This is a genomic window from Bradyrhizobium sp. MI1.11 (assembly GCF_055811255.1).
Map to the genome: position 1 here is coordinate 1 of NZ_JBVVPM010000079.1, position 14,537 is coordinate 14,537.

The 14,537-nt window shown below is 65.9% G+C and carries 10 protein-coding genes; 4 read left to right on the forward strand and 6 right to left on the reverse strand.

Features of this window, described 5'->3' with window-relative positions:
* Window positions 1-240 precede the first annotated feature (240 nt).
* The 4 genes from addB to AC0L30_RS39120 all read left to right on the forward strand — a co-directional run bounded on the left by addB (window position 241) and on the right by AC0L30_RS39120 (window position 8,430).
* Complete coding sequence (gene addB, locus AC0L30_RS39105; RefSeq protein ID WP_473406482.1) at window positions 241-3,387, forward strand: double-strand break repair protein AddB; 3,147 nt, start codon at window positions 241-243, stop codon at window positions 3,385-3,387.
* Complete coding sequence (gene addA / locus AC0L30_RS39110; protein WP_473406483.1) at window positions 3,381-6,890, forward strand: double-strand break repair helicase AddA; 3,510 nt, start codon at window positions 3,381-3,383, stop codon at window positions 6,888-6,890. The genes addB and addA overlap by 7 nt, the downstream gene beginning before the upstream one ends.
* A gap of 63 nt (window positions 6,891-6,953) precedes the next feature.
* Window positions 6,954-7,274 carry a thioredoxin gene (gene trxA, locus AC0L30_RS39115; RefSeq protein ID WP_007598398.1) on the forward strand — a complete coding sequence of 107 codons (321 nt, stop codon included), beginning with the start codon at window positions 6,954-6,956 and terminating at the stop codon, window positions 7,272-7,274.
* A 142-nt stretch (window positions 7,275-7,416) separates the two neighbouring features.
* Window positions 7,417-8,430: an ATP-dependent DNA ligase gene (locus tag AC0L30_RS39120; protein WP_473406492.1), complete on the forward strand. Its 1,014-nt coding sequence runs from the start codon at window positions 7,417-7,419 to the stop codon at window positions 8,428-8,430.
* Between the two features lie 101 nt (window positions 8,431-8,531).
* Here the strand turns inward: AC0L30_RS39120 and AC0L30_RS39125 are convergent, their stop codons facing one another.
* From AC0L30_RS39125 to AC0L30_RS39150, 6 genes are all read right to left on the reverse strand, one after another.
* The gene (locus AC0L30_RS39125; RefSeq protein ID WP_473406484.1) at window positions 8,532-9,272 is read right to left on the reverse strand and encodes a metallophosphoesterase family protein; all 741 of its coding nucleotides are present in this window, start codon (window positions 9,270-9,272) and stop codon (window positions 8,532-8,534) included.
* 102 nt (window positions 9,273-9,374) lie between these two features.
* Window positions 9,375-10,718, reverse strand: coding sequence for a bifunctional folylpolyglutamate synthase/dihydrofolate synthase (locus tag AC0L30_RS39130; protein ID WP_473406485.1), 1,344 nt, complete (start codon window positions 10,716-10,718; stop codon window positions 9,375-9,377).
* Complete coding sequence (accD, locus tag AC0L30_RS39135; protein ID WP_007598402.1) at window positions 10,715-11,656, reverse strand: acetyl-CoA carboxylase, carboxyltransferase subunit beta; 942 nt, start codon at window positions 11,654-11,656, stop codon at window positions 10,715-10,717. Before accD ends, AC0L30_RS39130 begins: the two co-directional genes overlap by 4 nt.
* A gap of 124 nt (window positions 11,657-11,780) precedes the next feature.
* Complete coding sequence (gene trpA / locus AC0L30_RS39140; RefSeq protein WP_473406486.1) at window positions 11,781-12,617, reverse strand: tryptophan synthase subunit alpha; 837 nt, start codon at window positions 12,615-12,617, stop codon at window positions 11,781-11,783.
* The gene (trpB, locus tag AC0L30_RS39145) at window positions 12,614-13,831 is read right to left on the reverse strand and encodes a tryptophan synthase subunit beta (RefSeq protein ID WP_473406487.1); all 1,218 of its coding nucleotides are present in this window, start codon (window positions 13,829-13,831) and stop codon (window positions 12,614-12,616) included. Before trpB ends, trpA begins: the two co-directional genes overlap by 4 nt.
* Complete coding sequence (locus AC0L30_RS39150; RefSeq protein ID WP_473406488.1) at window positions 13,828-14,499, reverse strand: phosphoribosylanthranilate isomerase; 672 nt, start codon at window positions 14,497-14,499, stop codon at window positions 13,828-13,830. The genes trpB and AC0L30_RS39150 overlap by 4 nt, the downstream gene beginning before the upstream one ends.
* Window positions 14,500-14,537: the final 38 nt, after the last annotated feature.

Here is a 14,537-nt window from a genome sequence, read left to right on the forward strand (position 1 = left end):
CCATTCCTCACGGAACAGGTCGAGAATAACTGATCGCGCTATTACAAGGGTGGGCAAAGCGAAGCGTGCCCACCATCTAAGCTGAAATTCGCGGAAACATGGTGGGCACGGCGCGTTGCGCCTTGCCCACCCTACGGCACCTGTTCTGGTCCGGCGAACAGCGGGGACTATCTCCCTCCACCCATATCCATTTGAGTCCGCCTCCCTATATTGGCGCCTGATTCCCGAATCAGGCAGCTCATGCGCGTTTTCAGCGTTCCCATCTCAGTTCCGTTCCTGCGCACCGTCGTCTCCAGCCTGCTCGACGGCCGGCTGGTCGACGGCTTTGAGGCGCGCAAGGAACCGGCGCGGCTGGCGGACGCCACGCTGTACCTGCCGACACGGCGCGCCATGCGAATCGTCCGCGAGATCTTCCTCGACGAGATGAAGGCGGATGCGGTCGTGCTGCCGCGCATCGTCGCGCTCGGCGACATCGACGAGGATGAGCTCGCTTTCGCCGATGAGGGCGAACAGTTTTCCGGCGCAACGCCGCTCGACATTCCGCCGCGGCTCGGCGAGCTCGAACGGCGGCTGACACTGGCGCAGCTCGTCGCGGCCTGGGCCAAGGGCCCGGTGCTGTCTCCGCTGGTCGTCGGGGGCCCCGCCTCGACGCTGGCGCTGGCTTCCGATCTCGCGCGTCTGATCGACGACATGGTCACGCGCGGCGTCGACTGGAGCGCGCTCGATGGCCTCGTACCTGATATGCTCGACCGGTACTGGCAGCACTCGCTTGAATTTTTGCGTATCGCGCGCATCGCTTGGCCGGGTCATCTCGCCGAAATCAAACGCATCGAGCCCGCTGCCCGCCGCGACCTCCTGATCGATGCCGAAGCCAGGCGGCTGACCGCGCATCACCAAGGCCCCGTGATCGCGGCCGGTTCGACCGGCTCGATGCCGGCCACGGCAAGATTTCTCCATGCAGTCGCCTCGCTGCCGCATGGCGCCGTGGTGCTGCCCGGCCTCGACACTGATCTCGACGACGATGCATGGCGCAGCATCGGCGGCGTACGCGATTCGCTCGGCAAGTTCGCTGAGCACCCGGTCTCGAACCATCCGCAATATGCCATGCACGCGCTGCTGGATCGGTTTGGCATCAAGCGCGGCGACGTCGACATCCTCAAGCCTCCGGCGGAAGGCGGCCGCGATCTGCTGGCCTCCGAATCGATGCGGCCGTCGGCTAAGACCGAGATCTGGCACGACCGGCTGAAGCAGCCGGACGTGGCCGCGAAGATCACCGGCGGCATGAAGAACCTCGCGGTTGTCGAAGCCCCCAACCCGGAAATGGAAGCGCTCGCCATCGCCATCGCGATGCGCGAGGCGCGGCACCTCGACAAATCCGCGGCGCTGGTCACGCCCGATCGCGCGCTGGCGCGGCGGGTGATGGCTGCGCTGACACGATGGGATCTCGCATTCGATGATTCCGGCGGCGATGTCCTGATGGAAACCGCCGCCGGCGTCTTTGCGCGACTGACGGCGGAGGCTGCGACCAAGGGATTGGAGCCGCCGACGCTGCTGGCGATGCTGAAGCATCCGCTATGCCGGATCGGCCGGGCGTCTGGTGCATGGAAGGCGGCGATCGAAGACCTGGAGCTCGCTTTGTTGCGCGGCACGCGCCCGCCCGCGGGCACCGCCGGCCTGTTGCGCGAATTCAATCGCTTTCGCGAGGAACTGGCAAAGCTGTGGCGCAGCGAGGTCTCCGCGCTGCACAAGGCCGAGCCGCGTGCACGTCTCAAGGCCGAAGACCTCGATCGCATTCAGGTGCTGATCGATGGCTTACGACAAGCCTTGGCGCCGATCGAGAGTCTTGCATCATCAAGACCATATGACTTCGCCGAACTCGCGCATCGGCATCGCGAGATCATGATCGAGCTGTCGCGCGACGAGCAGGGCATCCCGCTGGCGTTCGAGGAGCGCGAAGGCCTCGCGCTCGCGAGCGCCTTCGACGATCTCCTGCGCGGCGGCACGACCAGCGGATTGATGGTCACGCTGCCCGACTACGCAGACGTCTTCCAGACCGCGTTCAGCGATCGCGCGGTGCGGCGGCGGGACAGGCCGGGCGCGCGCTTGCAGATCTACGGCCCGCTGGAATCGCGCCTGATGCAGGCCGACCGCATCATCGTTGGCGGCCTGATCGAGGGGGTCTGGCCACCGGCGCCGCGGATCGATCCGTGGCTGAGCCGACCGATGCGGCACCAGCTCGGCCTCGATCTGCCGGAACGCCGTATCGGCCTCTCCGCGCATGATTTTGCGCAATTGCTCGGCGGCGAGGAGGTCATCCTCACCCACTCCGCCAAGGCTGGCGGTGCGCCGGCGGTCGCCTCGCGCTTCCTGCACCGGCTGGAGGCGGTCGCGGGCGATGCGCACTGGAAGGCCGCGATTCGCGCGGGCGAGAAATACGTGCAGTTCGCAGCCGCGCTGGACCAGCCCGACGAGGTGAGGCCGATCAAGCAGCCCGAGCCGCGACCGCCACGCGCGACCCGGCCGCTCAGGATGTCTGTTACCGGGATCGAGGACTGGCTGCGTGATCCCTATACGATCTACGCAAAACACATTTTGCGGCTCGACGCGCTCGATCCCGTCGACATGCCGCTGTCGGCCGCCGACCGCGGCTCGGCAATCCATGATGCGCTCGGCGAGTTCACGGAACGCTACGCCACCGATCTGCCAGATGATCCCTCACGCGTGCTGCGCGCGATCGGCGAAAAATACTTTGCGCCATTGATGGAGCGACCCGAGGCGCGGGCGCTGTGGTGGCCACGCTTCCAGCGCATCGCGCGCTGGTTCGGCGAATGGGAGACGGCGCGGCGCGGCGCGATCGAGGTGATCACCGCGGAAACCCGCGGCGAAATCTCGATCCCGCTCGACCATGGGCGCAGCTTCCGTCTCTCCGCTCGCGCCGACCGCATCGAACGGCGCCAAGGCGGCGGCTACGCTATCCTCGACTACAAGACCGGCCAGCCACCGACCGGCAAGCAGGTCCGCATGGGCCTGTCGCCGCAGCTCACGCTGGAAGCCGCGATCCTGCGCGAGGGTGGTTTTCCCGACATCGACGCCGGCGCATCCGTGAGCCAGCTCGTCTATGTTCGCCTGAGCGGCAACAATCCGCCGGGCGAAGAACGCATTCTCGAGCTCAAGTATAGGCAAGGCGACGAGCCGCAGCCGCCGGACACCGCGGCTGCTGAGGCCAGGGCCAAGCTCGAGGCGCTGATTCGCGCCTTCGACGACGAGAACCAGCCCTATACCTCCTTGAACCTGCCGATGTGGACCAACCGCTACGGCGCCTATGACGATCTCGCCCGGATCAAGGAATGGTCCGCGGCCGGTGGATTGGGGATCGAGGAATGGTGAAGGCACCGCGCCCCATCCCGGATGAGTTGCGCGCGCGACAGGCGCGCGCATCGGATCCGACCGCGTCGGCCTTCGTGTCGGCCAATGCCGGCTCGGGCAAAACGCATGTGCTGGTGCAGCGCGTGATCCGCCTGCTGCTCTCGGGCGTGCCGCCGGAAAAGATCCTCTGCATCACCTTCACCAAGGCGGCTGCCGCCAACATGGCCGAGCGCGTGTTCACCACGCTCGGGCATTGGGTGACGCTCGACGACACCGCGCTCGATGCGGCGATCCGTGACGTCGGCATTCCCCATCCGGACCGAAAACTGCGGCGCGAAGCGCGCAAGCTGTTCGCCTGCGCGCTGGAGACGCCGGGCGGGTTGAAGGTGCAGACCATCCACGCGCTGTGCACGCGCCTGCTCCAGCAGTTTCCGTTCGAGGCCAATGTCCCCGCGCGCTTTGCCGTGATCGACGAGCGCGACCAGACCGACATGATGGAGCGCGCCAATCTGAAGGTGCTGCTGGAGGCCGCGCGCGACCCTGAAAGCATCACCGGCCGCGCGCTGCAGACCGCGATGGCGAGCGCCGCCGACGTCACCTTCAAGGAGGTCGTGCGCGAGGCATGTCTCAGCCGCGACCACTTCATGGCCTGGACCGATGAGGCCGGCAACGCCGAGGCCGCTGCTGCGCAGATGGCGGCCGTGCTGGGCGTGGACGCAAACGACCGCATCGAGGATGTCGAGACGGAGATTCTCGACGGCCCGTATCTGCCGCGATCGCGCTGGGACGACATCGCCTTCGCGCTGGAAGACGGCAGCAAGTCCGACAACGACCAGGCCAGCCGGCTCCGCGAAGCAAAGGCGTTTTCCGGTGCCGCGCAGGTCGATGCCTATCTCTGCGTCTTCCTGACCGACGAAAAGCTGCCGCGCAAGGCGGTGCTGACCAAGAAGTTCGGCGAGCAGAAACCATCCGTCGCCCGCCTGTTCGAGAACGAGGCGCAACGCCTGGCAGGATTGATCGAGAAGCGCCGCGCGGTGACCATGCGCGACCGCAGCGCGGCCCTGCTGCATATCGCAACCGCCGCCGCCGCAAACTACCGTCGCGAGAAGCAGGAGCGCGGCCTGCTCGACTATGACGATTTGATCGACAAGACGCTGGCGATGCTCGACCGCGTTTCCTCGGGCTGGGTGCATTACAAGCTCGACCGCGGCGTCGATCACGTGCTGATCGACGAAGCCCAGGACACCAGCCCGCGGCAATGGGACATCGTCGCGCACATCATCTCGGAATTCACCGCCGGCGAAGGTGCGCGCGAAGGCCTGAATCGCACCGTCTTCGCTGTCGGCGACGAGAAGCAGTCGATTTTCTCCTTTCAGGGTGCTCAGCCCCGGGAGTTCGACGCACGCCGACGCGAGCTGCACCGCAAGTTCACGGCGGCCGGACTGAAATTCGATCCGGTCGCCTTCACCTATTCGTTCCGCTCCGGCGCCGCGATCCTGCATTCGGTGGACCACGTCTTCCGCGAGCCCGCGATCTACAAGAGCATCCATTCGCTCGAGACCGGTCATCCCCTGCACAACGCTCTCGGCGATGCAGGTCCCAGCGTGATCGAGCTCTGGGACCTTGCGGAAGCCGACGACAGGCAGGAGATCGAGGGCTGGCGCGCGCCGTTCGACGGCGTCGCCGCCACCAGCCCCGAGGTGAAGCTCGCGCGCCGGATCCAGACCGAGATCAAGCGGCTGGTCGAAAGCGGCACGCTGACGGGCCACGAGGGCGAGCGGCGTCCCCTGCGTTATGGCGACATGCTGATCCTGGTGCGCCGCCGCGGCAACGCGTTCGATGCAGTGATCCAGGCGCTGAAGCACGCCAACGTTCCGGTCGCCGGCGCCGATCGGCTCAAGCTCACTGAGCACATCGGAATCATCGACCTAATGAATCTTGCGGACGCGCTGCTGCTGCCGCAGGACGATCTCGCGCTCGCGGTGGCGCTGAAGAGCCCGCTGTTCGGGCTCGATGACGACGATCTGTTCCAGCTGGCCCATGACCGCAAGGGATCGCTTCGCCGCGCGCTCGGCGAACATGCCCCGACAAGCGAGACATTCACTGCGGCGTTGCGACGCCTCGAAGCCTGCGAAACCCGAGCCCGCGAGGAGACGCCGTTCGCCTTTTACGCCTGGTTGCTCGGGGGCGACGGCGGACGCGCGCGCATGCTGCGCCGGCTCGGCCATGAGGCCAATGACGCGCTCGATGAGTTCCTGGAGCTGGCGCTGAATTACGAGCGCAAGGCGCCGGCCTCGCTGCAGGGTTTCATGGCCTGGCTGCGCTCGGCCGATACTGAGGTGAAGCGCGACATGGAGATCTCGCGCGACGAGGTGCGGGTGATGACCGTGCACGGCGCCAAGGGCCTGGAGGCCTCGGTCGTGTTCATGGTCGACACCACATCGTCGCCCGCGGATTCGCAGCGGCTCCGGCTGATCCAGGTCCCGCGCGGCAATGGCGGCGAGGTGGTGGTCTGGGCTGGACGCAAGGCGGACGATCCCAAGCCCGTCGCCGACGCCCGCAAGGCGATGCTCGAGGAGACCGAGGACGAATACCGCCGCCTGCTCTACGTCGCGATGACGCGCGCCGCCGACCGGCTCATCGTCGGCGGCTGCATGCCCGGCAACATGAAGACGGTCCGCAAGCTGAGCTGGTACGATCTGGTCGACACCGGGCTCGCCGGCTCGGGCCTGGCGAAAGAGACGATCGAGACGCCGCTGGGAAAGGTAACGCGCTTCTCCCGACCGGAGGATGTCGTGGCGCTGGGCACGCCCGCGATCTCGTTGGACCAGACGACCGCGCTCCCGGTCTGGCTGCGGACGCCGGTACCGCCCGAGACCATCGAAGACGATCCGGTGCGCCCCTCCGGACAGCCGTCCGGGGAAGGCCGCACCGTGCTGTCGGGCGAATCAGTGCAGTCCCGCGCGCTCGCGCTGCAACGCGGCACGCTGGTGCACCGGCTGCTGCAATCGCTCCCCGACATCGCCATCGAGCGCCGGCGCGAGGCGGCGCTCGGCTTCATGGCACGCAACGCCGCGGACTGGGCGGAGGCTGACCGCGCCGCGCTGGCCGACAAGGTGCTCGCCTTGATCGCCGAGCCACGGTTTGCGCCGGTGTTTGCCGCCGGCAGCCGGGCGGAGGTCGCGATCGTCGGCCGGCTGGAACGGCCGGGCCGCACCCCGGCGCTGGTGTCCGGGCAGATCGACCGGCTGGTCGTTCGGCCGGATGAGGTTCTGATCGTCGATTTCAAGACCAATCAGGCGGCTCCCAGGAGCGCCGATGCGGCGCCTGCCGCCTATGCCCGCCAGCTGGCGCTATACCGGGCGGTGCTTTCGCGGCTTTATCCCCAAAAGCCGGTCCGCGCCGTCCTGCTCTGGACCGAGGCCCTTGAATATATGGAGATTTCGGCTCCCGCGCTGGACGCGGCGCTGGCATCTCTTCATCTCGGTGTGAGCGTCCTTGACCCGGCAAGGAGCCATTCATAGGTTGACGCCATGATCTCGGGCGCGATTCCCGTCGCGCCCTTCTCTCAGGTACGAGGTACTCCCATGGCCGTTGGTAAGGTTTCTGACACCGATTTCGAAGCCGAAGTGCTCAAGGCAAACGGCCCCGTGGTCGTCGATTTCTGGGCCGAATGGTGCGGCCCCTGCCGCATGATCGCACCCGCGCTCGACGAGATCGCCGGCGCGATGGGCGACAAAGTCAAGATCGTGAAGCTCAACGTCGACGAGAGCCCGAAGACCGCGTCGAAATATGGCGTGATGTCGATCCCGACCCTGATGATCTTCAAGGGCGGCGAGATGGCCTCCCGCCAGGTCGGCGCGGCGCCGAAGGCGAAGCTGCAGCAGTGGATCACCTCCGCGGTCTGATCCGCCTCGCACAAGAATATTTTTGGAAGCGGCCGGCGAAAGCCGGCCGTTTTGCGTTGATGGGACAGTTCCAGCGTATGACGAGTCCCAGCCCGTGCCTCCCCCTGCAAGACGCGCGCGAAAATCGACATCTCTCGTGGCGATGGAGGCGCGCTCGGTCGACGCGATCCCGCGCGGCAAGGAGTGGCAATACGAGCCGAAATGGGATGGCTTCCGCTGCCTGCTGTCGCGCAACGGCGGCAGCATTGATCTGCGCTCGAAATCCGGTGAAGACCTCGCGCGCTATTTCCCTGAGATCGTCGCCGCGGCGCTGAAGCTGAAGGCGGATCGCTTCACGCTCGACGGCGAGATCGTCGTGCCGCACGGCAAGGGATTTTCCTTCGACGCGCTCCTGCAACGCATTCACCCTGCGGCGAGCCGCGTGAAGAAGCTCTCGGACGAGACGCCGGCGCTCTATCTCGCTTTCGATCTGCTTGCGACGGCCCGGGAGAAACAACTTGCCGAGCAGCCGCTGAGCGAACGACGGCCGGCGCTGGAAGCGTTTGCCAAGGCCCATCTGAAAGGCAGCATCTTCCGCCTCTCACCGGCGACCACGAGCTACGCCATTGCGAGGAAATGGCTGGCGCAATCCGGCGGCGGCTCGGACGGCGTCATCGCCAAGCGCATCGACCTGCCCTACCAGGCGGGAAATCGCGACGGCATGCAGAAGATCAAGAAATTCCGCAGCGCCGATTGCGTGGTCGGCGGCTTCCGCTATGCCACCAACAAGATTGCCGGCCGGAAGGTGGTCGGGTCGCTGCTGCTCGGACTCTATGACGACGAAGGTCTCCTGCATCATGTCGGCTTCACCTCGGCGATCAAGGCGACGGACAAGCCTGACCTGACCGATCGGCTGGAGGCGCTGATCGGCGAGCCGGGCTTCACCGGCAACGCGCCGGGCGGGCCGAGCCGCTGGTCCACCGAGCGCTCGGCCAAGTGGTGTCCGCTCAAGCCGAAGTTGGTGATCGAGGTTTGCTACGACCATTTCAGCGGCGAGCGCTTTCGCCACGGCACCTCGATTCTGCGCTGGCGTCCCGACAAGGCCCCGCGGCAATGCAGCTTCGAGCAGCTGAAGCAGAAGGTGGCCGATCCGATGAAGCTGTTGAAACAGCCGTAACCGGTAGCCCGGATGGAGCGCAGCGTAATCCGGGGCCGTCGTCATTTGTGGCACGATTCCTGGATTGCGCTTCGCTCCATCCAGGCTACGAAGCGACGGCGCTAGGCAATCCATCCCGTCGCCAGCGCGTTCGCCAACTCCGGCTGGCCATTGCGGCGAGCGAGCGCGGCCATCGTCTCGTGATCGTAGACGACTTGGCGGAACGTGAGCTGCCAGGCACCATCGGTTAGCTCGAGAATCGCATAGCGCGCGTGCGGGGTGCCGGCTTCGACGAGATGCGGGAACGGATGCTTGTCGCGATAGCCGGGGCTGCCGACGCTGCCGGGATTGACGATCAGCCTTCCATCTCGAAGTCGCACGGCACGGGCGAGATGGGTGTGGGCGCACAGGATCAGCGATTGCGTGATGCCTTGCGCAAATTGCTCGATGCGATCGAGCGGCGACAGCGCCACCGCGCCGTCGGGATGCACGGTATCGAGCCAATAGACTTCGTCACTGTCGGGCGTCGCGTGGCAGAGGAACACCTGCTCGCGAAAGACGCGCGTCATCGGCTGGGCACGCAGCCAGTCGAGTTGCGCGGCGTCGAGCGCTGCATGGGCCGGACGATCCCACGAACCCATCTTCTCCGGAGGACGGTCGAGCAGATAGCGGTCGTGATTGCCGAGCACGTGCACGGCATCGAGCTGCATCAGGATTTCGATGGTCCGGCCGGCATCGAGCGGACCGCTCAGCATGTCGCCGAGATTGACGATGTCGGAGACGCCTTGCGCGCGGATGTCGGCGAGCACAGCTTCCAGCGCGAGGTAATTTCCGTGGACGTCGGCAATCGCTGCAAAACGCATGGGTCTTCCTGTAGCCCGGATGGAGTGAAGCGTAATCCGGGGCCTTTGTCGCTTTTGGTACAATCCCGGATTGCGCTTCGCTCCATCCGGGCTACCCAACCTCTATGCAGGAGGCGTGCCGTTGATGGCGAGCACGTGGCCGGCGAGATAGAGCGAGCCGGTGATCAGGATGCGCGGCGGCACTTCGTAGGCGAGCTTCGCCAAGGCGCGCAGTGCGGCCTCGACGCCGGGCGCGGGCTCGACGCGCATGCCGAGGCTGCGGGCGGCATCCGTGAGGCGGTCGACCGGCATCGCGTTGTCGGTGTCGGGAATCGGCACCGCGATGATGTGACGGGTCAAACCGGCGAAATTGGCGAGAAAAGCCTGCGCGTCCTTGTTGGCCATCATGCCGGCGATCACGACCAGCGGCCGCGACAGCCGCTCTTCGAGATCGCCGAGCGCGGCCGCCGCAACGCGGCCGCCTTCCGCATTGTGGCCGCCGTCGAGCCAGATCTCCGAGCCCTGCGGGCCGAGAGCGAGCAACTCGCCCGAAGCGATGCGCTGCATCCGTGCCGGCCATTCCGCACCGACGATCCCGGCCTCGAACGCCGCTTGGTTGATCTTGAAGGCGTTGGTGGCCCGCAGCGTTGCGATGGCGAGACCGGCATTGTCGAACTGGTGGCGACCGAACAGGCGCGGCGCTGTGAGATCCATCAAGCCGCGCTCGTCGGAATAAACCAGGCGCCCGTGCTCGACGTTGACATGCCAGCTCTCGCCCGCGGCAAACAACGGCGCCCGCATGCGCTTGGCCTGCGCCTCGACCACGGCCATCGCCTCACCCGGCTGCTCGGCGCACACCACGGGCACGCCCTGCTTGATGATTGCAGCCTTTTCGCCGGCGATCGACGTCAAAGTATCGCCGAGGAAATCCATGTGGTCCATGCTGATAGGCGTGATCACGCAGGCCGCCGGCGCGTCAACCACATTGGTTGAATCAAGCCGGCCCCCAAGGCCGACCTCCAGCAGAACCACATCGGCCGGGTTCTGCGCGAACAGGTGAAATGCAGCCGCCGTCTTGAGCTCGAACAGTGTGGCCGGCTCGCCGGCATTGACACGCTCGACCCCTTCCAGCGCCGCGCGCAACTCGTCGTCACCGACCAGCACGCCGCCACCGACGCGGCCGAGCCGGAAACATTCGTTGATGCGAACGAGATAGGGCGAAGTGTAAGCGTGGACGCGCAGGCCTGCGGCTTCCAGCGTCGCGCGCAGATAAGCCAGCGTCGAGCCCTTGCCGTTGGTACCGGCGATGTGGATCACCGGCGGCAGCTTGCGCTCGGGGTGACCGAGCCGCTCGAGCAGGCGGTGCATCCGATCCAGCCCGAGATCGATGCGTTTCTGATGCAGGGCCGACAGCCGCCCGATCAATTCGCCGAGCGGCGGCTTTGCGCTGTCAGAGGAAGCGTTCACGCGTGCGGCGCGGCCGGCGCCGTTTCGGGAGCCGATACGATCTGCGCCGGGCTCACGACCGGCTGCACCGGTTTGGATCCACTCTCCAGCGCCGGCGCCCTGGTCAACAGACGGCAGAGCCGCGCCAGGGTCGGGCGCAATTCGTGGCGATGCACGACCATGTCGACCATGCCGTGCTCCTTGAGATATTCGGCGCGCTGAAAACCCTCGGGAAGTTTTTCGCGAATGGTCTGCTCGATCACGCGCGCGCCGGCAAAACCGATCAGCGCACCGGGCTCGGCGATCTGCACGTCGCCGAGCATCGCGTAAGACGCGGTGACGCCGCCGGTGGTCGGGTTGGTCAGCACGACGATGTAGGGCTGTTTCGCTTCACGCAGCATCTGCACCGCGACCGTGGTTCGCGGCATCTGCATCAGTGACAGGATGCCTTCCTGCATGCGCGCGCCACCACTGGCGGCGAACACGATGAAGGGTGACTTCTTCTCGACCGCAAGCTCGAGCCCGCGCACGATGGCTTCGCCCGCGGCCATGCCGAGCGAGCCGCCCATGAAGTCGAAATCCTGCACGGCGACGACGACGGCGGCACCTTCGAGTTTGCCGTAGCCGACCTTGATCGCGTCGTTGAGGTTGGTTCGCGCGCGCGCATCCTTGATGCGATCCACGTACTTCTTCTCGTCACGGAACTTGAGCGGATCGGGCGTGACGTCAGGCAGCGCGACGTCGTACCAGGTCTCGTTGTCGAAAATCGACTTCAGACGCGCCACCGCGTTCATGCGCATATGATAGTTCGAGCCGGGGATGACGAACTGGTTGGCCTCGACGTCCTTGTAGAACACGAGCTGTCCGGAATCCGGGCACTTGATCCACAGATTCTCCGGCGTCTCCCGCCGCAGCATGTTGCGGATCTTCGGCCGGACCACATTGGTAAGCCAGTTCATGGTTTGCTCCGATGTGCGATCCCGCCTGGGGACCGCCTGAAGAGATATATGGCGGCCGGGACCCGGCCCGGCAAGCCGCCGTATCGTCGGCCTTGCTCGTAGGACTTGGCAGCGGAATTAAGGCCTATTCCGCCGCCTGTTGCGCGCCTTTGACGCCCTGGGCCAGTGCCGCCGTCAGCTCAGCGACGGCGTTGACGGTCTTGCCGGTGGCGCGCCCGTCCGCATCGAGGCTGTTCTTGAGGGCATCGACCAGCGCGGTGCCGACCACGGCGCCGTTGGCATGCGAGGCAATCGCGCGGGCATTCTCCGGCGTGCGGATGCCGAAGCCGACGCAGACCGGCAGCTCGGTGTGCCGCTTGATGCGGATAACGGCCTCGCCGACGGCGGAGGCATCTGCAGCCGCCGCGCCGGTGATGCCGGTAATCGCGACGTAGTAGACAAAGCCCGAGGTGTTGGCGAGCACGGCCGGCAGGCGCTTGTCGTCGGTGGTCGGCGTCGCCAGGCGGATGAAATTAAGGCCGGCCTTCATCGCGGGCAGGCAGAGCTCGTCGTCCTCTTCCGGCGGCAAATCGACGATGATGAGGCCGTCGATGCCGGCGGCTTTCGCATCGACCAGGAATTTGTCGACGCCGTAGATGTAGATCGGGTTGTAGTAGCCCATCAGCACGATCGGCGTCGTGTTGTCGTCCTTGCGGAAGCCGCGCACGAGATCGAGCGTCTTCTTCAGCGTCATGCCGGCCTTGAGCGCGCGCAGGCCTGCCGCCTGGATCGAGGGACCGTCGGCCATCGGATCGGTGAAGGGCATGCCGAGTTCGATCACGTCGGCGCCCGCTTTCGGCAGCGCCTTGATGATCTCGAGCGAGGTCGCCGGATCGGGATCGCCGGCCATCAGGAAGGTGACGAAGGCCGCGCGGCCGGCTTTCTTCAGCTCTGCGAAACGGGTGTCGATACGCGTGGTCACTTGCTCTTGCCCCTCAGGATGTCGCCGACCTGCGGGACGTCCTTGTCGCCGCGGCCGGAGAGGTTGACGACCATCAGGTGATCTTTTGTCCGCTTCGGCGCGAGCTCCATCACCTTGGCGATGGCATGTGCCGGTTCGAGCGCGGGGATGATGCCTTCCAGCTTTGACAGCAGCTGGAACGCTGCGAGCGCCTCGTCGTCGGTCGCGGAGAGATAGTTCACGCGGCCGATCTCGTGCAGCCAGGAGTGCTCGGGGCCGATGCCGGGATAGTCGAGGCCGGCGGAGATCGAATGCGCGTCCTGGATCTGGCCGTCCGCGTCCATCAGGAGATAGGTGCGGTTGCCGTGCAGCACGCCGGGACGGCCGCCCGCGATCGATGCCGCATGCAGTTGCGTCAGCCCGTGGCCCGCAGCTTCGACGCCGAAGATCTCGACCGAGGAATCGTCAAGGAACGGATGAAACAGGCCCATCGCGTTGGAGCCGCCGCCGATGCAGGCGACCAGCGAATCCGGCAGGCGGCCTTCGATCTCCTGCATCTGCACCTTGGTCTCATTGCCGATGATCGACTGGAAGTCGCGCACCAGCGTCGGATAGGGATGGGGCCCTGCGACCGTGCCGATGCAGTAGAACGTGTTGTGCACGTTGGTGACCCAATCGCGCAGCGCCTCGTTCATGGCGTCCTTCAGCGTGCGCGTGCCCGACTGCACCGGGACCACCGTTGCGCCCAGCATCTCCATGCGGATGACGTTGGGCTGCTGCCGCTCGACGTCGACGGCGCCCATATAGACGATACATTCCAGGCCGAAGCGCGCGCACAGCGTCGCGGTGGCGACACCGTGCTGGCCGGCACCGGTCTCGGCGATGATGCGCTTCTTGCCCATCCGCCGCGCCAGCATGATCTGGCCGAGCACGTTGTTCACCTTGTGCGAGCCGGTGTGGTTGAGCTCTTCGCGCTTGAGATAGATTTTGGCGCCGCCGAGATGTTCGGTCAGACGCTCGGCAAAATAAAGCGGCGAGGGCCGGCCGACGTAATTCTTGAGATAGCCGTTCATCTCGATCTGGAAGGCCGGATCGGCCTTGGCATCGGTGTAGGCTTTCTCCAGATCGAGGATCAGCGGCATCAGGGTTTCGGCAACGAAGCGTCCGCCGAATATGCCGAAATGGCCGCGCTCGTCGGGGCCGCTGCGATAGGAATTGGGTTTTACAACATTCATCGGACGCTCAACTCTTGATTTGCATCTTGGCTTGCGCGCGCGGCGCGAATGAAGGCCTTGATCATCCCGGGATCCTTCACGCCCGGGGCGCTCTCGACACCGGAGGAGACGTCCACACCACCGGCGCGGGTGACGCGAACGGCTTCGGCGACGTTCCCTGCATCTAGCCCGCCCGAAACCATATACGGCACGTTCAGCTCCAGGTTTCCGAGCAGATGCCAATCGAACGGTGCACCGAGGCCGCCCGGCCGCGTCGCGTCCTTCGGCGCGCGCGCATCGAACAGGATGCGTTCGGCCACCTCTGCGTAGCCGGGCAGCACGCCGAGATCGGCTGACGTTGCGACCGGCACGACCTTCATCACCGGGCGACCGAACCGCTGCTTGATGTCGCGCAGCCGGGCCACGCTTTCCGTGCCATGAAGCTGGAAAATGTCCGGCGACAGCGCGTCCATGATGTTGTCGAGCGTGGCGTCGTCGGCATCGACGGTGAGGGCGACCTTGAGCGCGCGCCGCTTCACCTGCCGGCCGAGCCCCCGGCCGGCTTCCAGCGACAAATGCCGCGGGGACGGCGGGAAGAACACAAAGCCCACCATGTCGGCACCCGCCTCGAGCGCCGTTTCGAGCGTCTCGGGCGTGGACAGGCCGCAGATTTTGACGAGCAGGGACATGTTCTCGACGGATATGGGCTCAAAGCAAATGGAGGCCG